20 protein-coding genes are annotated in these 21,365 nt (G+C 60.0%); 9 read left to right on the top strand and 11 right to left on the bottom strand.

All coding sequences use genetic code 11. The annotated features are described in order from the left end of the window. The first annotated feature begins 1 nt into the window (after nt 1). Both HQL44_03875 and HQL44_03870 read left to right on the top strand, forming a co-directional pair. Entirely contained in the window at nt 2–805 is an 804-nt protein-coding gene (locus HQL44_03875; GenBank protein MBF0267711.1) for an alpha/beta hydrolase, read from the top strand. 149 nt (nt 806–954) lie between these two features. Beyond that, nucleotides 955–1,335: a hypothetical protein gene (locus tag HQL44_03870; protein ID MBF0267710.1), complete on the top strand. Its 381-nt coding sequence runs from the start codon at nt 955–957 to the stop codon at nt 1,333–1,335. Between the two features lie 4 nt (nt 1,336–1,339). Here the strand turns inward: HQL44_03870 and HQL44_03865 are convergent, their stop codons facing one another. The 5 genes from HQL44_03865 to HQL44_03845 are packed head-to-tail and all read right to left on the bottom strand — an operon-like array spanning nt 1,340 to nt 5,929. After that, nucleotides 1,340–2,953, bottom strand: a complete 1,614-nt coding sequence (locus HQL44_03865; protein ID MBF0267709.1) for a molybdopterin-binding/glycosyltransferase family 2 protein — start codon at nt 2,951–2,953, stop codon at nt 1,340–1,342. Continuing rightward, nucleotides 2,950–3,933: an XdhC family protein gene (locus HQL44_03860; GenBank protein ID MBF0267708.1), complete on the bottom strand. Its 984-nt coding sequence runs from the start codon at nt 3,931–3,933 to the stop codon at nt 2,950–2,952. Before HQL44_03860 ends, HQL44_03865 begins: the two co-directional genes overlap by 4 nt. After that, complete coding sequence (locus HQL44_03855) at nt 3,911–4,228, bottom strand: YdbL family protein (GenBank protein ID MBF0267707.1); 318 nt, start codon at nt 4,226–4,228, stop codon at nt 3,911–3,913. Before HQL44_03855 ends, HQL44_03860 begins: the two co-directional genes overlap by 23 nt. After that, the gene (locus HQL44_03850) at nt 4,228–4,410 is read right to left on the bottom strand and encodes a YnbE family lipoprotein (GenBank protein MBF0267706.1); all 183 of its coding nucleotides are present in this window, start codon (nt 4,408–4,410) and stop codon (nt 4,228–4,230) included. The genes HQL44_03855 and HQL44_03850 overlap by 1 nt, the downstream gene beginning before the upstream one ends. Beyond that, nucleotides 4,403–5,929 (bottom strand): YdbH domain-containing protein, encoded by a 1,527-nt coding sequence (locus HQL44_03845; protein MBF0267705.1) that lies wholly within the window; start codon nt 5,927–5,929, stop codon nt 4,403–4,405. Before HQL44_03845 ends, HQL44_03850 begins: the two co-directional genes overlap by 8 nt. A gap of 102 nt (nt 5,930–6,031) precedes the next feature. Between HQL44_03845 and HQL44_03840 the strand changes: the two genes are divergently transcribed. The 3 genes from HQL44_03840 to HQL44_03830 all read left to right on the top strand — a co-directional run bounded on the left by HQL44_03840 (nt 6,032) and on the right by HQL44_03830 (nt 7,340). Continuing rightward, entirely contained in the window at nt 6,032–6,601 is a 570-nt protein-coding gene (locus HQL44_03840) for a hypothetical protein (protein ID MBF0267704.1), read from the top strand. Nucleotides 6,602–6,688: 87 nt separating this feature from the next. After that, complete coding sequence (locus HQL44_03835) at nt 6,689–7,147, top strand: hypothetical protein (GenBank protein ID MBF0267703.1); 459 nt, start codon at nt 6,689–6,691, stop codon at nt 7,145–7,147. Between the two features lie 7 nt (nt 7,148–7,154). Further along, nucleotides 7,155–7,340, top strand: a complete 186-nt coding sequence (locus HQL44_03830) for a 2-hydroxymuconate tautomerase family protein (protein ID MBF0267702.1) — start codon at nt 7,155–7,157, stop codon at nt 7,338–7,340. On the opposite strand, the gene HQL44_03825 is transcribed toward HQL44_03830, so the two are convergent. Next, nucleotides 7,341–8,399, bottom strand: a complete 1,059-nt coding sequence (locus HQL44_03825; protein ID MBF0267701.1) for a ChaN family lipoprotein — start codon at nt 8,397–8,399, stop codon at nt 7,341–7,343. A gap of 89 nt (nt 8,400–8,488) precedes the next feature. Here HQL44_03825 and HQL44_03820 point away from each other — a divergent pair, with 89 nt between their 5' ends. The 3 genes from HQL44_03820 (at nt 8,489) to HQL44_03810 (ending at nt 11,880) form a co-directional block, all read left to right on the top strand. Further along, on the top strand, nt 8,489–9,427 hold the full coding sequence (locus HQL44_03820) for a TAXI family TRAP transporter solute-binding subunit (protein MBF0267700.1): 939 nt from the start codon (nt 8,489–8,491) through the stop codon (nt 9,425–9,427). Between the two features lie 75 nt (nt 9,428–9,502). Next, nucleotides 9,503–11,545, top strand: coding sequence for a TRAP transporter permease (locus HQL44_03815; GenBank protein MBF0267699.1), 2,043 nt, complete (start codon nt 9,503–9,505; stop codon nt 11,543–11,545). Next, nucleotides 11,542–11,880, top strand: a complete 339-nt coding sequence (locus HQL44_03810) for a DUF1850 domain-containing protein (protein ID MBF0267698.1) — start codon at nt 11,542–11,544, stop codon at nt 11,878–11,880. Before HQL44_03815 ends, HQL44_03810 begins: the two co-directional genes overlap by 4 nt. Before the next feature lie 146 nt (nt 11,881–12,026). Here HQL44_03810 and HQL44_03805 read toward each other — a convergent pair whose 3' ends face one another. The 4 genes from HQL44_03805 to HQL44_03790 all read right to left on the bottom strand — a co-directional run bounded on the left by HQL44_03805 (nt 12,027) and on the right by HQL44_03790 (nt 19,261). Next, complete coding sequence (locus tag HQL44_03805) at nt 12,027–16,061, bottom strand: PAS domain S-box protein (protein ID MBF0267697.1); 4,035 nt, start codon at nt 16,059–16,061, stop codon at nt 12,027–12,029. A 115-nt stretch (nt 16,062–16,176) separates the two neighbouring features. Further along, complete coding sequence (locus HQL44_03800; protein MBF0267696.1) at nt 16,177–17,460, bottom strand: TRAP transporter large permease subunit; 1,284 nt, start codon at nt 17,458–17,460, stop codon at nt 16,177–16,179. 1 nt (nt 17,461) lies between these two features. Further along, nucleotides 17,462–18,097, bottom strand: a complete 636-nt coding sequence (locus HQL44_03795) for a TRAP transporter small permease (GenBank protein ID MBF0267695.1) — start codon at nt 18,095–18,097, stop codon at nt 17,462–17,464. 129 nt (nt 18,098–18,226) lie between these two features. After that, a complete protein-coding gene (locus tag HQL44_03790) occupies nt 18,227–19,261 on the bottom strand; it encodes a TRAP transporter substrate-binding protein (GenBank protein ID MBF0267694.1) in 1,035 nt (344 codons plus the stop codon). 292 nt (nt 19,262–19,553) lie between these two features. Between HQL44_03790 and HQL44_03785 the strand changes: the two genes are divergently transcribed. Continuing rightward, entirely contained in the window at nt 19,554–20,636 is a 1,083-nt protein-coding gene (locus tag HQL44_03785; protein ID MBF0267693.1) for an OmpA family protein, read from the top strand. 95 nt (nt 20,637–20,731) lie between these two features. Here HQL44_03785 and HQL44_03780 read toward each other — a convergent pair whose 3' ends face one another. After that, the gene (locus HQL44_03780; GenBank protein MBF0267692.1) at nt 20,732–21,349 is read right to left on the bottom strand and encodes a hypothetical protein; all 618 of its coding nucleotides are present in this window, start codon (nt 21,347–21,349) and stop codon (nt 20,732–20,734) included. Nucleotides 21,350–21,365 lie beyond the last annotated feature (16 nt).

Below are 21,365 nucleotides of genomic sequence, written 5' to 3'. Positions count from 1 at the left end.
CTTGCGTTCGTTCCTGCTGACGTTTCTGACTGCGGCGGCGCTGGGATACTTAACCCTTCTTGTAGGGATGTATGTTTTCCAGCGTCGTCTGCTTTACCATCCGGACAGATCCTCTCCCGCGCCTTTGCGGGGCATGGCCGAGATTTGGCTGCAAGCGGCTGATGGCGTGCGCTTGAACGGCTGGTTCGCTCCCGCCCAGGGCAATGCGGGCGTCATCGTCTATCTGCACGGCAATGCGGGCAATCTGGGAATGTTGGAAGACAAGCTGGCCGCTTATCTTGGCGCCGGTCTGGGCGTTCTGGCGATCGATTGGCGGGGTTACGGCAAAAGCGCTGGTTCGCCCAGCGAAGAAGGGCTTTACGCCGATGGACGGGCCGCCCTGGCCTTTCTGGCCGAGAAGGGCGTTCCCTTGTCGCGGGTCGTCTTGCATGGGGAATCCTTGGGGTCCGGCGTCGCCACCTTGTTGGCGGTGGAAAACCAGTTGGCCGGGCTGGTCCTCGAGGCCCCCTTCATCTCGGTCGCCGAGACGGCCCAGCACCATTATCCCTATCTGCCCGCCCGCTGGTTGGTGAAGGATCGTTTCGACAGTCTGGCGCGCATCGGCAAGATCACGGTTCCGCTGCTGATTCTGCACTGTTCCGATGATCGGACGGTGCCGGTTTCGCATGGACAAACCCTGCTGGCCGCCGCCGGACCCAAGGCCGAAGGACGGTTCTTCGCCCAGGGTGGGCATATGGGAGTCTTCGATCAAGGGGGCAAAGAAGTCGCTTTGACTTTTATTAAGCGGATATTTGAGAGAAATTAACGCAGCGCATGTCGAAAGTTGACCGGTTTCGACATTTCCTTGTAAAAATCCTATAATCTGACTATAATGACCCTACGGTTTTAATTTGTAGGACGCGGAAAATGGCGGTCAACACCGTCAGAGGGACGGCGAGCATCGGTTACGGGCCAATGACAACGGCCCGTGCTTCCGGCGTCGTGCGCGACGCGGCCTTTTCCCAATCCTCTCAGATCAGCGAACTTAGCGGCGCACAACTTACCGGAACCAGGGCCGATGCTTCGACCCCGGACGGTTTCGAGGGATTGGGCGTTCAGCACCGGCTTGCCGCCCAACAGCAACAGACCAGACAGGCGCAGATCCCCAGTTTCGGCAGTCAGGGTTTGGTTCCGATGGCCTTCTTCGCCCAGGAACGTTCCGAAGCGACTGCCCAGTCGAACAATTCCTTGGCGCGCGGCCTTGGCCCCCATGCGGCGGGTAAGGGGGCTGGCACTTACGAATCGGCCAAACGCAATATCGAAGGCGGGCCTGAGGCCAACTACCGCTATTCGTGACAGGCTATTCTGATACGGCGCGCAAGTCTTCCGGCTTGTCGATATCGGTAAGCACGGACTCGTCGTCCATCTCGACCTCGAAGACCTGATTCATGTTCTCGCCGATCAGATGGCGCGCCCCCACGTCGCCCTCGATGGCCAACATGGGACCGAAAAAGCGCTTGGCCCACAAAACGGGATTTCCGCGCTTGCCTTTCAAGGTGGGAACGATGATCGAGCGCCCTTCATCGGGATCGAAGGCGCCGATCAGCCGGTCGATCTGCGTGGCTGCGATCATCGGCATGTCGCCCAGCAAGATCAGCGCCGCATCGACATCCTGCGGCAAGGCGTGCAGCCCCGCCTTCAACGACCCTGACAGCCCTTCCGCAAAGCGCGGGTTCGAGACCAGCGACACGCCAAGCCCGCTCAAGGCTTCGCGCACCTCGTCTTCCTGATGGCCGGTGACCACGATGACATGTTGCGCCATGGACTCCAGGGCGGCTTGCGCAACCAGGCGGATCATCGGCTGGCCGTTCAGCTTGGCCAGCAGCTTGTTCGATCCCTTCATGCGCACTGAACGCCCCGCAGCCAGCACGATGGCCGCCACGCGCGCTTTTCTGGGCGCAGCCGCGAAGGTGTCTTCGGCGCGCCTGGGCATGGGGCGGCATCCGATATCCTTCAGCAAGCCTCCGGCGCCAAGCCGCATCATGTCGTCGCCGCTGACCGGCAGGCCAGCGAACAAGCGCCTGAGAACCAGATCAAGCCCATTCAGGCGCGCCGAGCGGCCGCAGCCCGGCATGTCGATGACCGGCAATTTCCCCAAGCGCCCGATCAGCATCAGATTGCCCGGATCGACCGGCATGCCGAAATGATCGATCACGCCGCCCGCATGCGTCAACGCCTCGGGCACCACGTCGCGCCGGTCCAAGGTGGCCGAGGCGCCCGAGATCAGCATGAGATCGAGATTCTGTTCGGCCATTTTCTTGATGGCGCGCGACAAGGCCCCCACTTCGTGCGGAACCTGAATTTCATCGGTAATTTTGCCGCCCAATGATTCGACGCGCAGGCGCGTGACCTCGAAGGTCGAACGCACGACGCTGTCGGGCAGGCCCGGCAACAGGCTGGCGATGACGCCGACACGCAGGGGCAGGAAGGGAAGGACGCGCACGATCGAAGGGCCGCCGACGGCTAGGCAGGTATCCAGCACGGTCCTAGGGACGGCGAAGGGAATGATCTTGACCGTGGCGACGATCTGTCCCGCCTCGACCACTTCAAAGGGCGACAGGGTGGCGACCGTCACCGCTTCATCGACCCGGTTCAGGCGGGCCAGCTTCTCGGCGTCGATGACTGCCAATCCGGCCTGTTGGGCGATCAGATTGCAGCGTCCCGTCAGCGCCGGGCCGCATTCCAGATTGACCCCCATCAGCCGGTCGGCCAGTTCGAAGGCAGCTTCATGTTCGCCGACGTCGCCCTCTTCAAGGCGCGCTCCGGTCACTTTGCGAAGTCCACCCCGGGCCATCAGCGCCAGATCGTCTGGCGACAGCTTCTTGCCCTTGGCCAGCTTGCGCCCTTCGATGCGCAAGGAATGGGCCAGCAGAATGCCTTCCGCCTGATCGAGATCGAATTCCGAAAAAATCATGCGTCCTTGCCCCGTTGGCGCCAGGACTGAACGATCTGGGCCAGAATGGCGACAGCGATTTCGCTGGCCGTTACGGCGCCGATATCCAGGCCGATGGGGCCGTGAATGCGGTCTTCGCCTTGTCCCAGGCGCGTCAGGCGGGCCGCATGCGTCTTCTTGCCGCCCAGGGCGCCAATATAAAAGCAAGGGCTGTTCAAGGCAAAGGCCAGCGCTTCGTCGTCGATCCTGGATTGGTGGGTCAGGGTGACAAGGGCGCTCGAGCCGTCCAGACCCAATTGGGTCAGGGCCTTGGCCGGTTCTTCCTTGGAATGGCGCAGACCGGGAAAGCGGGATGGGTCGTTGAAGGCGTGGCGGGGATCGATGACGGCGACATCGAAACCGGCCAGCACGGCCATCTCGGCCAGGATTTGCCCGATATGGGTGGCGCCGACGATCAGAATGCGCGGCTGGGGCGGCAGGCTTAGAACGAACAGCCTGTCGTCTTCGCTCATCCCCGTTTCGTTGCGGGCCAGCATGGACAGCACCAGTCTTCCATCATCGCTTGCATCGGAATTCGTGACGATGGTTGAAACGCCGTCTTGCATGCGGACTGCCAAGGCGGCGGGGATGCGCTGGCGCTTGGCGTCAAGAAGGGGAGCCAAAGGGGGCGGGCGGACGGTCAGTACTTCCATCTGTCCGCCGCAGGCAAGGCTGGCCGCCCAGGCTTCCTCGTCGCTGACGCCAAAGGTCTGGCGCACGGGTTTGCCCAGCATGATGGCCTTCTTGGCGTCCAGCAGCACGGCTCCCTCGACGCAGCCCCCCGAAACCGATCCTGCGAATTGTCCCAGATCGTTGGCGGCCAGCAGGCTGCCCACCGGCCTGGGCGACGATCCCCAGGTTTTCATGACGATGGAAAGGGCCACGCCCATGCCGTCCGCTTGCCAGCGGGCGGCCGCCTTAAGCGCGTCGAGGTCGGGGTTACTTCCTGCGCCAAGTGCCATTGGCGTCCATGACCCAAGTGCCGGAAGGCGATTGTTCGATCAGGCGCTGGCCGGTCAAAACGCCCACCGCGTCCGAATTGGTGCCGTTGCGGCTGGCGATGTCTCCATAAGCCTGACGGCGCTTGACGTTGATGTCGTTGATCAGCGCCCCGTGGCCGCTGGTTCCCGGCGGTGCGCCCAGATAGCCGTCGGCGCGCTCGCCGACTTGGCCTTGGCGCTTGGCGTCTTCCAATGGACCCGCCAGGACAGGGGCGGCGAACAGCAGCAACGATAGAAGTAGCAGATGTCGTCCCATCATTCGAACAGATCCTTCTTGTCCACAAGCAGCTTATCAACGTCGCGTTCGACGCGCACGCGCACTTCCTGCTCGATTTTGACATTGAGATTGATGACGATCGGCTTGTCGGGCGCTTCGATCTTCACCGTGGGTGTGCAGGCCGCCAGCAGCAGAAGGCTTGCCAGCAGCGGTTTAACGATTGGTTTCAGCAAGGGCGGCCTCGATTTGTTCGGGTAGCGAGATAATGCCGTAAGCCTGTTTGGCCAAGCGGTCCAGGGGACCGGAAAGGCGGAAATTGAGTTCGAAGGGAACGCCGTTGTGCAGTCCCGGATTGCGCCCCTTGATCTGAAAGGTGACGGTCGTTTCACCCCCGGCTTGGCCGTCAAGACCCAGGGCGAGGCTGTCGTAGCGGAAATCCTTGAGCGCCGCCATCATCAGGCTAACCCCTTCCTGACTGTCTTGCAATGTGGCGGGCGCGTTGGCGGGGCGATAGCGCACGAAACCCTTGTCCCTTGCGCTCAGTTTCGCCCCGATGATTTTCATGCCGTCCCTTGTCAGATGGACGGGAATGACGCCATCGACGATGCCGTCCAGCGCGATGCCCTCGATCTGAAACAAGGGGGCCAAGCTGGATAGATGGACGTTGCTGGCCTGGAAATTGAGCGTGCCGTTCAGGTCGGGATCGATCCGCACCGGGTCCAGCCTTAACTTGCCGTCCGCCAGATTGAGCACCGCCCGTTTGAAGAAGATCGATCCGTCGTCTTCCAGCGAAAAGGCGACGGCGCCGGAACCCAGGGGCGCTCCGGCAGACAACATGCCAAAGCTGAAACTTTGCGGCGCTGGCGTGCGCAACGGCCAAAGGCGGTTCAGGCTAAGCGTGCCCATCAGGTTGCGCACTGCGGCTCCCTGGCTTTCGAAGGACAGGCCATGACTGTGCAGATTGGCTTGGCTGGTCACTTTTCCATTCTGCCAAGCCAGTTGCGCTTGCCCCTCGAAGGGGCCTGACACGTCTTTCAGGAAAGGTTCCAGGATCGGGAACAGGTCGTGCGGCTGCAGGCCGCTTTGGTCGAATTCGATCCGCTTCAGGTCGATTTTGGCTTCGCCCGCCGCTGTTTGCTGATTCTGATGGCCCTTGATGCCGATCACCAGCCGGTGCATCGGATCGTTAAGCCTTCCCACGAAACTGAGTTCCGGTCCTTCAGCGGTCAGCAGGCCAGTTAGAATCAGGGGTTGGAACAAGGCCGGCTTCGCTCCGCTGGACAATTCCAGGCGCAGGCGCGTGGCGGCGCCTTCATGTTCCGAATTCAGAATGCCCCGCACCGGACCCATTTGCGTATCCAGGTCGAAGCGCGCCTGATCCAGTTTGATGTGCGGCAGATTGAAGTCGTCGCCCTGGGCGTTGCCTGCAAAAGGCAGAACAAGATGCCCCAAGCGCAGGCTTTTGCCGTCGGTCTTGGCCTTCAGGTTCAGGTTCTTCGCCTCCAAACCGGTCAAGCCGAAAGGGGAGAAGGTGATGGTCAGGCGCTTGGCCGAAACCGCCTGATCCAAGGAAACCGCCTCAAGCTCCAGCCGGTCCCAACTTAAATGGAGAACCGTCAGCGATACATCCTTGAAACCGGCCTGACGCAGGACTTCGGGCAAAAAAGCGGCTAGGATCGTGGGCAGGGCGAAAACGGCGGCCAGCAGCCCGGCGGTCAGCGCCAGGGCTGTTATCGACAAGAATCGCTTGCGCCTTGCATCCATTGGAACGATTCACCAAACCTTTACCGGACGAACCCCATGATGGCTTCGGAATAAGGCAAAGTTAAGGTAAGAATTAGAATGCAAACCTGCGCCGTTGATTCATCGCTCGACGTTGCCGCTTGGTTCATCGACCGGGCGCTCAACGATGGCGAATATCTGCAACCCCAGAAGATGCATAGGCTTTTGTATCTTTCCCAGGCCTATTTCGCCGTGGCCAACCATGGCCGCTATTTCATGCCCACCTTGTTCGTGGCCTTCGAAACCGGGCCGGTGGCCCCCGATGTCTACCGGGCCTTCGAGCCTGGGCGCCCTTACTTCGAAACCAAACCCATGACCGGGGCGGCCAGCGATTTCCTAGACAGCATCTGGCGGCGCTTTGGCCAGCATTCCTCGGATTACCTGTCTCGCCAAATCAGAGGGCACCAGCCATTTACCGATGCCCTGGCCAACGGCGTGGGCACGCCCATCCTTTTGGACGCCATGCAGGAATTCTACGGCGCCAAGAAGCATGAACAGGCAGCTCCCGGTGGCGCGCCGCCCATCGGACAGGTGCTCAGACCCAAGGTCATGCGCTCGCATACCGGCAGGCCGGTCAGCGTTCATAAGTGGATGCCGCCCGCCCGTCCAGCGAATCCCGTTAAAAAATAAGCGTTTAACCGGACGTTGATTTTCAAGCCGACAAGCGGGTAGAATGCGGCGATTCGATTCACCATCTGGCTCAAGGAAACAAGCCCAATGAAGCTCATTCTGGCGGCGGCGGTATTGGTTGGCGGCTTGACGGTGACGGAGGCGGCCAAGGCCAATTGTTCGGCGCCGGAGGTGGTCAGCGCGACACAGGTCCGCCAATTGCAGACCCAGTTGATGGTCGCCGCCCTGAAATGTTCGCATATGCCCCAGCATGCCGCCAGTTACAACAGCTTCGTGCGCTCCTTCGGGCCGCAGATTTCCGATAGCGCCAAGGTGCTGATGGCGCATTTCAAGCGCACTTCGCCGACGCCGCAGAAAAGTTTCGACCGGTTCATCACGCAATTGGCCAACGACGCCTCGACGGTCAGCATCAATACCCCGGATTTCTGCGAAAGCGTGGCCGCCACCTTCGCATCGGTTCAGGGGCTGAGGGGCAACGAACTTCCCAGCTTCGCCGCCAGCACCATCAACGGCCATACGTCGGCGCCCACGCGCTGCAGCAACTGAAGTCTTCATGCCAATCGTCACCATCCAGTTGTTCAAGGGGCGCAGCGTCGAGTCCAAGCGCCTTTTGGCGGCCAAGGTGACCGAGGCAGTCGCCGAGACGATCGATCTGGCGCCTGAAACCGTGACCGTGCTGTTCGAGGAATACGAGCGCGAAGACTGGGCGACCGGCGGCAAGCTGTTTTCCGACCGGTAGTCAGCCTCCTTTCTTCTTTTTCATCCGCTCTTTCAATTGGGCGCAATGGTCCACTGTCGGCGTGGGCGGCGTGAACCAAATCAGATCAAAAGGCCAGTCTTCGCTTTCGGGCGGCGTGGGCGGATCGGTCTGTTCCTTGAAGGCCACGGCCAGCCGTTTCACCTCAGGCAGCAGGCGGGCCAGATGTAAGGGGACGGCGCGGTCCAGGCGCGCATGTTCCGACCCCGCGATCAACACGACGCCATCCTTTTGCAGGCTTTCCGTCATGGTCAGGGCCATTGCCCCATCCCAGGCGGTTTGCAGGCGCATCATGGCGGGCAGGGCGGTTTCGGGAAGCAGACCGCAATGGCTGTCGATCAAATTCTGCCTTAGGCCAGCGGCGATTTCTGGGGGCAAGGGGCGATCCAGCCCCAGCCGCGCTTCTTGCGGCGCGTCCAGCCCTCCGGCTTTTCCGACGGCCTTGTACAGCGATTTTGGCAGATTGGCGGCGCGGATCGGCCAGCCGCCATCCAGACCAGCCTGAAAAACAGGGGCATAGAGGGCGAAATCGGGCCAGCCGCTTTTGTCCCAGTCCAACGCTTGCCCCAAACTTTCCGCCGTAATGCCAAGTGGCGGAACTTTTGACTCATCGCCGCTTGGACGCGAGCAAGGCTCGCGCGCGCCCATAGGCGCGGGAGCCAAGCGTTCCGGAGGAACGCGCCCGGCGCCTGAGGCTTGCGTTAATCGGTCACGATTAACGCAACTTGGTATAACGATCTGCTTGGCCAGATGCGCATCAATGACGGGTTGCCGGTCGCGTTCGATCATCTCGAAGGCCAGCGCGCGCGTCTGGCCCCTGTCAGCCAGTTTTTTCACGACATGGGCTTGAAGGCGGTGATGTTCCTGGTTGTCGTGGCTTTCGCCCAGCAGCAGCAGTGGAGCGGCGGCCATGCGTTCCAAGGCATCGGATTCGGAGATATAGCGCTTTTCACCGACCAGCCAGATGGTTTGTTGCTCTGGCGGGGAAAGGGCGCAGCCCCCCATCATGACGAAAGATGCCAAAACAAGAAAATGACGCATCCGCATTGACTTTGCCCTTGTCTTCGCTTGGAAGTGATCCAAGCTATAAGCTATCCTTGGATCAAATAACACCAGCCAGGAGAAACGTCATGCGCAAGATTGCTTTTCTCGTCGCCGCCTTGGTGGCGATGAGCGGGACCGCCCAGGCCCAGCAGTTCGTCAACGTCCTTACCGGCGGCACCAGCGGCGTCTATTATCCGATGGGCAACGCCATGTCGAACCTGTTCGGGAAAGCGATGCCCAACGCCAAAGTGACCGTGCAGGCGACCAAGGCCTCGGTCGAGAATCTCAATCTTCTGGAGGCCGGGCGCGGCGAATTGGCCTTCACGTTGGGCGATTCCCTGTCCAACGCCTGGGTTGGCGTCGAGGATGCGGGCTTCAAGGCTCCGCTGAAGAAGCTGCGCGGCGTGGCCGGCATCTATCCCAATTACATCCAGATCGTTTCTTCACAAGAATCGGGCATCAAGACGCTGGCCGATCTTAAGGGCAAGCGGGTGTCGGTGGGCGCACCGAAGTCGGGGACCGAGTTGAACGCCAGGGCGGTGTTCAAGGCGGCGGGCCTTAGCTACGACGACATGAAGGTGCAGTATCTTCCCTTCGGCGAGTCGGTTGAATTGATGAAGAACCGCCAGCTTGACGCCACGCTGCAATCGGCGGGGCTGGGCGTCGCCTCGATCCGCGATCTGGCCAGCACCATCGCCATCCATATCGTGGAGATTCCCGCCGCCACGGTGGCCAAGACCGGCGACGCGGCCTATGTTCCGGCGTCCATTCCGGCGGGCACCTATCTGGGCCAGGACAAGCCGATTCCCACGGTGGCGATCAACAACTTCCTGGTCACGCATCAGGGCGTTTCGGACGACACGGTCTATAAGATGACCAAGGCCATCTTCGAGAATCTGCCCGATCTGAAAGCCGCTCATTCGGCGGGCAAGGACATTACCCTTGAGAACGCGGCCAAGGCCATGCCGGTGCCCTTGCATCCCGGCGCCGAGAAATATTACCGTGAAAAGGGCCTGATTAAATAGGCCAAATCCACTCTCATCGGCGGCCCGAAGTCAAACTTCGGGCCGTTTCTTCTTTGTCATAGGGGTGACGCGGGGATGAGCAAGCAAGGCGAGATCGAAGCCAAGGGCGACGCTTTTGGGCATGGCATAACCAGCAAACAGATTTTCTGGATCGGCGTGGCCTTCTCGTCCTTTCAGTTGTTCACCGCGGCCTATTCGCCGCTGTCGACCCAGGTTCTAAGGTCGGTGCATGTGGGGTTCCTGCTGCTGATGGTGTTCGCCATCAATGCCGCCATGCACCGGCACAGTCTGCTGCGCAATCTGTCCGACTGGCTGCTTGGCATCCTGGCCTTTTCGCTGTCCTTCTATCACTGGATATTCGAAGGCGATCTGATTCAGCGTTCCGGCGATCCCAGCTTGGCCGATCTGGCCTTCGGCATCTGCATGCTGGTCTTGGTGTTCGAGGGGGCCAGGCGCATGATGGGGTTGGCCCTGCCGCTGATCTGTCTGGCCTTCGCCACCTACGCCCTGTTGGGCCAGTATTTTCCGGCGCCCTTCAATCACCGGGGCTATGGCCTCGACCAAGTCGTCAATCAGTACATGCTAGGCACCGAAGGCGTGTTTGGCACGCCCGCCTACGTGTCTGCGACCTATATTTTTCTGTTCATCCTGTTCGGAAGTTTCCTGGAACAGGCGGGCATGATCCGCCTGTTCACCGACATGGCCCTGGGAACCGTGGGCCACACCAAGGGCGGGCCTGCCAAAGTGTCGGTGATTTCTTCTTGCCTGATGGGCACCATCAACGGCTCGGGGGTCGCCAACGTCGTCACCACCGGCCAGTTCACCATCCCTTTGATGAAAAAATTCGGCTACCGCGCCGAATTCGCGGGCGCGGTCGAAGCCACGTCCAGCATGGGCGGGCAGATCATGCCGCCGGTGATGGGGGCGGTGGCCTTCATCATGGCTGAGACGCTGGACATTCCCTATATCGAGGTCGTCAAGGCCGCCGTCATTCCCGCCGTTTTATACTACGTCACCGCCTTCTGGATGGTGCATCTGGAAGCAGGAAGAGCCAAGCTGCTGGGCCTTGCCAAGGAAGATTGCCCCAGCGCGCTGGCTGCCCTGAAGCGCGACTGGTTCCTGATCCTGCCGCTGGCCGTTTTGGTCTTTCTGCTGCTGAGCGGCTATACGCCGATGTATTCGGGCACCGTGGGTCTGGCGATGACGGCGCTCTTGATCCTGGGCGTGCCGCTGGCTCGCCATTTCGGATCGCGGGTCTTTCAGTTCGCCTTCTGGATCGCCCTGGGACTGGGCGCTTCCGCCTTCTTCGAATATGGAATCGACGTCATGGCGGGCCTGCTGGCCGCTTTGATCGCCGGGAATTTCCTTCTGAAAGGCGGGCGAGAAACGCTTTCCTTATGCTTGAACGCCTTGGCCGAGGGCGCTAGGTCCGCCGTGCCGGTCGGCGTGGCTTGCGCGCTGGTCGGCGTGATCATCGGCACCATGACGCTGACCGGTGCCGCCGGCGCCTTTACCCAGGGCGTAGTGGCGCTGTCGGGCGGCAGCCTGTTCCTGACCCTGGTTCTGACCATGGTGGCCTGTCTGATTCTGGGCATGGGCATTCCCACCATTCCCAACTACATCATCACCAGTTCGCTGGTGGCGCCCACCCTGCTTAAGATGGGCGTGCCATTGATCGTCTCGCACATGTTCGTCTTCTATTTCGGCATCATGGCCGATCTGACGCCGCCCGTGGCCCTGGCCGCCTTTGCCGCCGCCACCATCGCCAAGTCCAGCTTCATGAAAACCGGCCTGTGGGCGGTGCGCATCGCAATTGCCGGTTTCGTCATTCCCTACATGGCCGTCTACGACAATTCCTTGATGTTGCAGGGCGACTGGACCTGGATCGGCGCCAGCTACATAGTGGCGAAGGCCCTGATCGCCATCTTCCTGTGGGGGGCGGCCTCGATCGGATTTTTGTTCCTGCCGCTCAATCTGGCGGAAAGAGTCTGGGCCACCGGGGCGGCCTTCCTGCTGGTGGCGGCGATCCCGATTACCGATGAATTGGGTTTCGCGGCGTCAGCCTTGTTCGTGGGGTACCATGCCTGGAAATCCAGGCGGATGCAGGTAGCGGCATGAATGTCTGTCTGCTGGCTGGGGTTCTTTACACGCTGGCCTGGACGCATTCGGTCGAGAAAGTGACCTGGGAAGAAGACTGGCAAGCGGCAAAGGGGCGTCTGGTTCTTGTCGAGGCCAGAATCCAAGGCTCGGGTGCCGGCATGGAACCGGGCGAGGACGCCGTGCTCAAAAACGGCTTCTGGCGCTGGCGGCCCAAGATCCCCCCCCTGGACAGGCTGATCTTGACCCAATCCTACTACGCCACGGATTATCGCCTGTGTTGGTTTGGTGAATGCCACGCGATGAGCGAGCTGGCGCCCGATGCGCCGACGGTGGAACTAACCGCCTGTCCTTAATAGCTGGTTGCGCTCATCGTAGCCGATAAGCGCAAGCCTCAAGCGCCGGGCGGGATGCTCCGCACCCCTTGGCTCCCGCAGCAACGGCGCGCGGGCCTCGCCCGCGTCCAAGCGGCAAAGAGTCTGCCTTTTGCCGCCTGTAACAGTTACGCGGCAGCCATGATGAACAGGGGCAGGGTGAAGTGGAACGTGCTGCCCTGGCCGTGCTTGCTTTCCACCCAGATCAGGCCGCCATGGCGCTCGACGATGCGCCTGCAAAGCGCCAGGCCGATGCCGGTGCCGGGGTATTCCTCTCTGGTATGCAGGCGCTGGAAAATCAGGAAGATCTTCTCGAAATAGTCAGGCTCGATGCCGATCCCATTGTCGATGACCGAGAATCTGGCCATGCCTTGTTCGCTGCGAACCTCAAGGCGGATTTCGCAGGGACGGTCGGGATGGCGGTATTTAAGTGCGTTCGAGAACAAGTTCTGGAACAGGCTGACCAGCAGATGCTCATCGCCTTGCAGTCTTGGAAATTGCTCGGGCAGCGCAATTTTGGCTCCCGATTCTTGAATGGCCATCTCCAAATTCTTGAGGCTGTCGCTTACGACTTTCGAGATATCGAGCAAGGCGGGCGTTTCTTGCCTGGAATCGACGCGCGAGAATTCCAGCAGATCGCGCACCAAAGTGTTCATGCGCAATGCGCCGTCAACGGCAAACGAGATGTATTCCTGCGCTTCTTTCGACAGGTCGCCGTCATGACGCTTCTTTAGAAGCTGCAAGAAGCTGGTCACCATACGCAATGGCTCTTGCAGATCATGCGAAGCGACATGGGCGAATTGCTGCAAATCGGCGTTCTTCTGGCGCAAAAGGCGTTCGGTCTGCTTTAAGCCAGTAATGTCCGAGAAGAAGGAAACGTAATTGATGACGGAACCCTTGTCGTCGCGGATCGCGTTGATCGACACCAATTCGGGATAGACCTCGCCGTTCTTTTTCTTGTTCCAGCATTCTCCCGACCAACGGCCCTGCGACAAAAGCGCATTCCACATCTTGGCGTAAAAGGCCTTGTCATGCCTGCCGGAAGACAGAATGCGCGGCGATTTGCCGATAATGTCTTCCTCGGTATAGCCGGTGATGTTGGTGAAGGCGTTGTTGACGTAAAGAATCTTCTCGTCGGCGTCGGTGATGACGATGGCTTCGCTGGAATTCTCGATGATCTTTCCCGAGAGCTTGAGGCGCGCCTCGTTCATCACGCGGTTGGTGATTTCGTGATGCGTGACGATGACGCCGCCCTCGTCGGGCAGCAGGGGCGAGACATTCATCTGGAACCAGCGCTTCGATCCCGACGCGCGGTTGATGTATTCCAATGAGAAATGCCTGGCCTTGCGCTCAAGAACCGACCTGAGGCCGCCCACGGCCCTGGCGCCGTCGGTGTGGTCGGTCACCATCGGCCCGCCCGCCGGAACGCAGGATTCCAGATAGCTCTTGCCGACCCAATCGTAATTCTTGTCCATGCCGCATTCTTCGCCGAAGCGCTTCCAGGCTGCATTGACGGCTATGATCGTTCCGCCCTTGTCGAGGGCTGCGATGTGATGCGGCAGCGAGTCGATATAGGACTGAACGCGCAGGCGTGCCTGTGTCAGATCGGTGGTGTCGACAAAGGTCACGACGGCCCCGCCGATGGCGCCTGTTTCCGTGGCGTAGGGTAAAACGCGCACATGAATGGCCTTGCCGTTCTGGCGGACGATGTGCTTCTCGATCTCCGCGCCGGTGCGGATGACATTTGCGATGTCGGTGTCGAAATCAGGGTAGTCGATATTGGTCGAAATGTCTGAGAAGGGGCGTCCGATGTCGCGGTCCATCAGATTGACGAACTCGGCCGAGGCGGGGGTGAAGCGGCGCAACGTGCCCTTGGCGTCAATGAAGATCGTGCCGATCTTGGTCGTGCGCATGAAGTTGTCAAGGTCGTTGTTGAGGTTGGTCAGTTCGTCGACCTTTTCCTTCAACTCGGAATTGACGGTGTAAAGCTCTTCATTGACCGATTGCAGTTCTTCGTTGGTGCTTTGCAACTCCTCGTTCGACGCCAGCAGTTCCTCGTTGGTGGCCTGCAATTCCTCGTTGGTGGTTTCAAGCTCTTCGATCACCGCCTGCTGGTTCTCGCGCGAAGACTGCAGTTCGGCTTCCAGGAGTTTGATGCGCTCGACGGTTTCGACGCTGATGTCGATCGAGGTCGTCGAAACAGGAACGTCGGATCCCTGGGAGGCGATGAAGTGAATCATCACGAAGCGCTGGCCGCCCTTTGGCAAGGAAAGCGGACGGAAGCGCAGTTGCACTAATTCCTTGCGGCCATCCTCAGCGGGGGAATCGCGCTCCAGATCGACCTGCTGAATGCAGATTTCCTTCCACTCGCGAAAGACGCGGTGCAAGGTGGCGGCGACCAGCGTTCCGATCGACGTCGGCAGATGGCGGCAAACGTCCAATGTCGCTTCGCCCGCCGGTATGCGCAAATAGCGTTCGACGCCACCGTAATTATGGACGATTTCCTGCCTGTCATCGACCAGCAACGACGGCGGGCAGTAGCTGGTTAGAAGCTGGCGCGTTCCTTCCTCGACCGCCTTCATCCCCTCGCGGCGGTTCGAGTCTGCGGCGGGCTGCGCATAGGTGCGAACCGATTCTGGGCTGCGCACATTCTCGTTTCTGACCTCGGTTAGCGGCAGCGAGCGTCCATGCAGCAGACGATAGACGCGGTGTTTGGCGCTGATCGCCTCGAAATCCACCGATTGCGGCCCCAGCGTTTCGCTGGACCCCAGGAATAAAAATGCGCCTTGCCTGAGGGCGAACTGGAAGCGTGACAGCACCGCCTGCTGCAGATTGGCTTCAAAGTAGATCAGCAGATTGCGGCAGCACACCAAGTCCAGCTTGGTGAAGGGCGGGTCCTTGATCACATTGTGGGGCGCGAAGACGACCATGCGCCGGACATCGGGCTTGATCTTGTAGGACGAGACGTTTTTGGTGAAAAACTTGCCGCGCCGCTGTTCGTCAACTTCAGAGACGATGCTTTCCGGATAGGTGCCGCCGCCCGCCACTTCCAGCGCGTTGCGATCGATGTCGGTGGCGAAAATCTTGATTTCCACCGTCTTTTCCTGGCGCTCCATCTCTTCGCAGAAGAGAATGGCGACCGAATAGGCCTCTTCGCCGGTGGCGCAGCCGCAAACCCAGGCGCGGATAGTGCCGTTGTCTTCCGCCTTGCGCACCAACTCGGCGATGACATGCTTGTTCAGGTCGGCGAAGGCGTCGGTGTCGCGAAAGAAATTGGTGACGCTGATCAGAAGCTCGCGCTTCAGATTCTCGGCTTCCAACTTGTTGGCCGAGAGAAGGGTGGCGTAATCCTCGTGGCTGGATACCTGATTGAGATGCATGCGCCGTTCGATGCGCCGGATCAGCGTGGTTTTCTTATAGTGGGTGAAATCGGTGCCGGTCTGCGCGTTCAATAGATTAAGGATGCGCGTTAGGCCGGCCGTCGGCGCGTCGCCTTCGGCTTCCAGGCTTGAACTGTCCGTCGTCGTGTTGGCCAAGCGCACATAGGACTGCAAGCGCTCGAAGATGCGCTCGGGCATCATCACGTCGTCGACGATGCCGGTTTCGATGGCCGAGCGTGGCATGCCGTCGAATCTGGCGGTCAGCGGGTCTTGCACCACCACCATGCCGCCCTGTTCGTGAATGGCGCGAATGCCCCTGGTGCCGTCGCTGCCCGTGCCCGACAAGATGATGCCGATGGCCTGCGATCCTTGATCCTTGGCCAGCGAAGTCAGAAAAATGTCGATGGGCAGGGTGACGCCCGCCGTCGTCTTGGCCGACAGATACAGCACGCCATGATCGATGGTGATCAATTTACCGGGGGGAATGACGTAAATGGTGTCGGTCGCCACCCGAAGCCCATGCTCGGCCTGCGTCACCACCATATTGGTCCGCTTGGCCAGCAGATCGACCATCATGCTTTTATGGTCCGGCGACAGATGCTGGATGACCACGAAAGACATGCCGGTGCTGGGGGGGAGGGAGCTGAAGAAACGTTCCAACGCCTCCAGCCCGCCGGCCGAGGCGCCAACCCCTACAATGAAAGGTTTGGACGCTTGAGGCGCAACGTTGCTCTTGGCGCGACCCGTCTGTTTCTCTTCCGTTAAGGAAGTATTTTCAGGCATTTCGAAAGGCATCCTAACCCCAGAGAAATAATGCCTCTATCGATTTCAGGTTGAAGTGTATCAGGCGCCGTTCGTCGTGTCAGCTCTCTTTAGAATCGCTCAGAGTTATTTTTCATTACATCATTCCCAGCATTTTGGGCAGCCAGAGCGAAATTTCAGGGATGTAGGTGATCATGACCAGGAAAACGAGCATGGTCAGCAGCCAGGGCATGACGGCCACGGTCAGCTCGGTAATGCCCATCTTGGTGATGCCTGACGCGACGTAAAGATTGAGGCCGACCGGCGGATGGCACATGCCGACCTCCATATTGACCACCATCATGATGCCGAAGTGAATGGGGTCGATGCCCAGCTTCATGGCCACCGGGAACAGAATGGGCGCCATGATCAGCACGATCGAACTGGGTTCCATGAAGTTGCCCGCCATCAGCAGCAGCACGTTGACTACCAGCAGGAAGGCGATGACGCCCAGATCCTTCTCGACGATCCAGTCGGCGATGGCGTGCGGAATGTTCTCGTTGGCCAGCACGAAGGAGAAAAGGACCGCGTTGGTGATGATGTACAGCAGCATCGCCGACATGTTGGCCGAGTTGAGCAGGATTTTCGGCACTTGCGAAAGCGGCATGTCCTTATAGACGAAAATGGCAATGATGAAGGCGTAGACGGCGCTCATGGCCGCCGCCTCGGTGGGCGTGAAAATGCCCGTATAGATGCCCCCGATGACGATGATGATCAGCGCCAAACCCCAGATGGCGTCTTTGAAGCTGGTCAGCTTTTCCTTGAGGCTGGCTTCGGGACAGCGCGGATAATTGTTCTTCCAGGCCCGCCAGAAGGTGGTCAGCCCCAGCATGGTGGCCAGGATCAGGCCGGGAATCACGCCCGCCATGAACAATTGGCCGACCGAGCTGTTGGTGGCCACGGCATACATGACCATGACGATCGAGGGCGGTATCAGAATGCCCAGGGCGCCCGAGGTGGTGATGACGCCAGCACCGAAGCGCGATGGGAAGCCCTGCTTGACCATGGCGGGCAGCAGGATCGAGCCGATGGCGACCACGGTGGCCGGGCTGGAACCCGACACCGCGGCGAACAGTGCGCAGGCCATGACGCCAGCCAAGCCCAAACCGCCATGCCAATGGCCGATCATGGCGGTGGCGAAATTGATCATGCGCTTGGCGACCCCGCCATGCGTCAGAAAGTTGCCCGCCAGGATGAAGAACGGGATGGCCATGATCTCGAACTTCTCGATGCCGGTGAACAGCTTGAGCGCCACGGCTTCGATGGGAACATGGGTCATGGTGAACAGGAAGGTCAGAACGGTCAGGCCCAGCGAAATCGAAATGGGCATGCCGGTCAGCATAAGGGCCAGCAGCAAGCCGAAGATGATGGCGGCGTTCATGTCAACGGCCCTCCGGCTTGTCTGTTTCGTGCGATGGGTCCTTGGGATGCAGGTTGTCTTGCATCTCGAACCAGTTGACGTCTTTCACCTGGCCTTTGTCGTCCTTTTCGATGCCGTCGACATGCCCGTGATCGTGATGGGGCAGTTCCCCGGTGCGCAGGAAGGAAACGCAAACCTGTAGGAAACGAAAGCACATCAGCGACGAGCCTAGGGGAATGGCCATGTAGATGATCCAGGTGGGCCATTCCAGATCGGGCGTGATCGGGCCTTCGTACAGGTCGCCGGTATTCAGGCCCAGGCTGGTGAAGATGCTGTAATGCGCGCCGTTTTCCCAAACGAAATAGGCGCCCAGGGTGGCGATGATGCCGGTAAAGACGGCGCCGCACAACAGACCGAAGATGATGAATTTGCCGCGCAGGTTGGGACCCATGCGGTTGATCAGAACGTCGACGCCGACATGGATGCCGGTGCGCACGCCGTAGGCGGCGCCGAACTTGGCCATCCAGACGAACATGTAGATGCACAACTCCTGCGCCCAGGCGAAATTGAACAGGCGCATGAAATCGTAGAACAGGGGAACGCCTGACGCGTAACGGTGAACGACGGCGGCGAAAATGATCAGCGTCGCCGCCCCCATGAGAAAGGCGATCAGCCATTCCTCGAGATGATCGAGAAGTTTAAGCACCGTTTGCTCCCCGTAATGTTCTGCAGGCAAGGACCGGGACGTCCGATCGGCAGGACGTCCCGGCTTCCAAGACAGTCAGTCTTACTTCTTTTTGGCGGCGGCTTTGTCCGCCTTTTCGCCTTCGGCGTAGAAGGCTTGCAGCAGATCCTTGCCGACGCGGCTTTCCATTTCCTGATGCACCGGCAGCAGGGCCTTTCTCCAGGCGGCCTTTTCCTCGGCGGTGAGTTCATAGAACTCGGTCTTGCCCGAAGCCTTCATGCCGGCCAGCGCATCGGCGTTCTCGGTTTCCGCGATGGCGTTGGCAAAGCGAGTCGCTTCGTTCATCGCCCCTTCCAGCGTGGCGCGGATGTCGGGCGGCAGGCCTTCCCAGAACTTCTTGTTCACGATGACCGCATAGCCCAGATAGCCGTGGTTGGACATCGTGGCGTGCTTCTGCACTTCATGCATTTTCTGGGTGAACATGTTGGAGGGCGGGTTTTCCGTGCCGTCCACCACGCCGGTCTGCAGTGCCTGATAGACTTCCGAGAAGGCCATCACCTGCGGCAATGCGCCCAAGGACTTCATCTGGGCTTCCAGAACCTTCGAAGACTGGATGCGCATCTTCTGGCCCTTGAAGTCTTCGACCTTCCTCAGCGGCTTGTTGGCGCTCATGATCTTGAAGCCGTTGTCCCAATAGCCAAGGCCGATGATGCCCTTGGCTTCCAGTTTCTTCAGCAGGCCCTGGCCGACCGGTCCTTCGGTCACCGAGCGCAGCGCTTCCTTCGAGGGCAGGATGAAGGGCAGATCGAAAGCTTCGAATTCCTTGACGCCCAGCGGGCCGAATTTGGCCAAAGACGGCGCCAGCATCTGGACGGCGCCCAGCTGCAGCATTTCCATCTCTTCCTTGTCTTTGTACAGTTGGCTGTTGGGGTAGACCTCAACTTTCACAGCGCCTTTGGTGCGCTCTTCAGCCAGCTTCTTGAAAAATTCGGCGCCCTTGCCCTTAGGCGTGTTGGGGGCAACCACATGCGAAAATTTGATGACAATGGGGTCGGCGGCCTGGGCAAAACCGGGGAGGCTGGCCACCAGAGCGGCGGCGCCTGCCAGAAGCGTTAGACATTTCAATTGGATGCGCATGTGCAGTCCTCCTTTTAACATCTTGTCGTGGCAGGGGTATTGGGTCAAAACTCCCGGCGCCACGCCGCCAAAAGATTAATGTTAAGTTAATGCCGCTCTTTCGGGGAGGCAACAGCTACCTTTGAATTTGTTTCGATTGGGGGCGCATAGGGTAGATTTACCTGTGATCAGGGTGCAACAGGTGAGCGTATAAATCTGCATTTGCTGGATAATCGCTTGATGAGCGGTTGCGCCCTGCCCCCCAGATTTGGTAGAAGAGCCCTCAGTTCAGTTACCGTGGAAGGATCAGGACATGCGAATTTCCTCAGCAATGCTGGGTGCGGCTTTGGTGCTTGGCTTTGCCGGCGGCGCTCAGGCGCAATCGGGCAGCGGCGTTTATACCGGCCTGATGGGCGGCTACAACTTGCTGCAGGATGGCGACACCTCGGGTGGCGCGATCAACGGCTCTGCCGACTATGATGGTGGTTTCGCCGTTCTGGGCAACCTCGGCTACGACTACGGCCGGTACAACTGGGGCAACCTGCGTTCCGAGCTTGAACTCGGTTATCGCCGCAATGGCGCCGACAGCATTTCCGGAACGGCGACGGGCGTCGGCACGGGCAGCGCTTCCGGCGATGCCAGCGCCATCAGCCTGATGCTGAACGGCTTGTGGGATATGCCGGTCAATTTCCCGGTTCGTCCTTACCTGGGCGCCGGCATCGGCGCGGCCAGGGTTGACTTCGACAATGTCAAGACCTCGGCGGGAACCTTCCTCAAGGACAGCGATTATCAGTTCGCCTACCAGGGCATCGTCGGTCTGGGTTGGGACGTCACCAACAACTGGCGCGCCGCCCTTGACTATCGCTATTTCGCGACCCTGGATCCCAGCGTGAGCCATGGCAGCGGAACGGGCGTGGACACCGAATACAAAACCCATGCCGTGATGCTGGGCTTTGCCTACAAGTTCGCCGCTCCGGCCCCGGTCCCTGTGGCCCAGGTCCAGCCGGTGGCTCAACCGGCTCCTGCGCCTGCGCCCGCTCCGGCGCCGGTCAAGAAGCCTGCCGAACCCAAGAACTTCCTGGTCTTCTTCGACTTCGACAAGGCGGATATCACGCCTGAAGCCCTGAAGATCATCGAGCAGGCCGTGGCCTATGCCAAGGCGGGCAACATGTCCCGCGTTGAGCTGACCGGTCACGCCGATCGCTCGGGTTCGAACAAGTACAACATGGCGCTTTCGATGCGCCGCGCCAAGGCCGTGCAGGACACCATGGTCAAGCTGGGCATGAATGCCAGCGCGATCGGCCTGACCGCCAAGGGCGAAGAGCAGCCTTTGGTTCCGACGCCCGATGGCGTGCGCGAGCCGCAGAACCGTCGCGTCGAGATCGTTCTGCCGTAAGGCAGGCGCACTCCTCGCAGCCAACGCAAACGGCCCCGGAGAAATCCGGGGCCGTTTTGCTTGCTGGCGGCTGATTGCTGGCGGCGGACAGCTTTTCACAGCCATCCCAGGAAATTGCCGATGCCTTCGGCCATCGCCATCGGTCCAGCGCTGGCCGAGACGCGGTTGAAGGCGTCGGTGGTCTTGGGTCCGATCTCGCCGTCTTGTTTCAGTTCCTGCCAATCGTTTTGATATTTCGGGCCGATCTGATTCAACCCCGCCTGCAGGGCCAGCGCATGATCGTCGCCCTTTTCCTGGCTGCCATAGAGCGGGCCGAAAATGGTCTGCGTCTGCTTGGCAAGGTCTTCAGGCTGTTGCGGCTTCTCGGCCAATGTTTGCAAGCGGCCCAGCGCGAAGCCTTCATCGACCTTGGCTGCACCATGGCTGGCGACGCTTTTCTTGAAGCTGAAATCTGTGATCGGTCCCCAGTCGCCGTCTTCCTTCAAGCGCGGCATCTTGCCCTGATTGAGCAGATTGAGGCCTTGCTGCATGGATTTGGCGGCAGCGCTCATGCCATCGGCATCGAAGGCGGGAGCCAGACGTTTGCTTATGGCATCAAGAGATTCTTGCGCCGCTCGCTTGTTAGGCTCAGGCGCGAAAGGCGGCGTCATGCCATTATTGCCGTGCATGACTTTGAAATAGTCGCTGGCCCGCTCGCGCAGCCATGCGTTCAAAGATTCTGGACGCCGG

Source organism: Alphaproteobacteria bacterium (assembly GCA_015231795.1).
Lineage (GTDB): Bacteria > Pseudomonadota > Alphaproteobacteria > Rhodospirillales > WMHbin7 > WMHbin7.
Note: the sequence above shows the minus strand (reverse complement) of the source record. Positions and strands in the feature narration are given on the sequence as shown.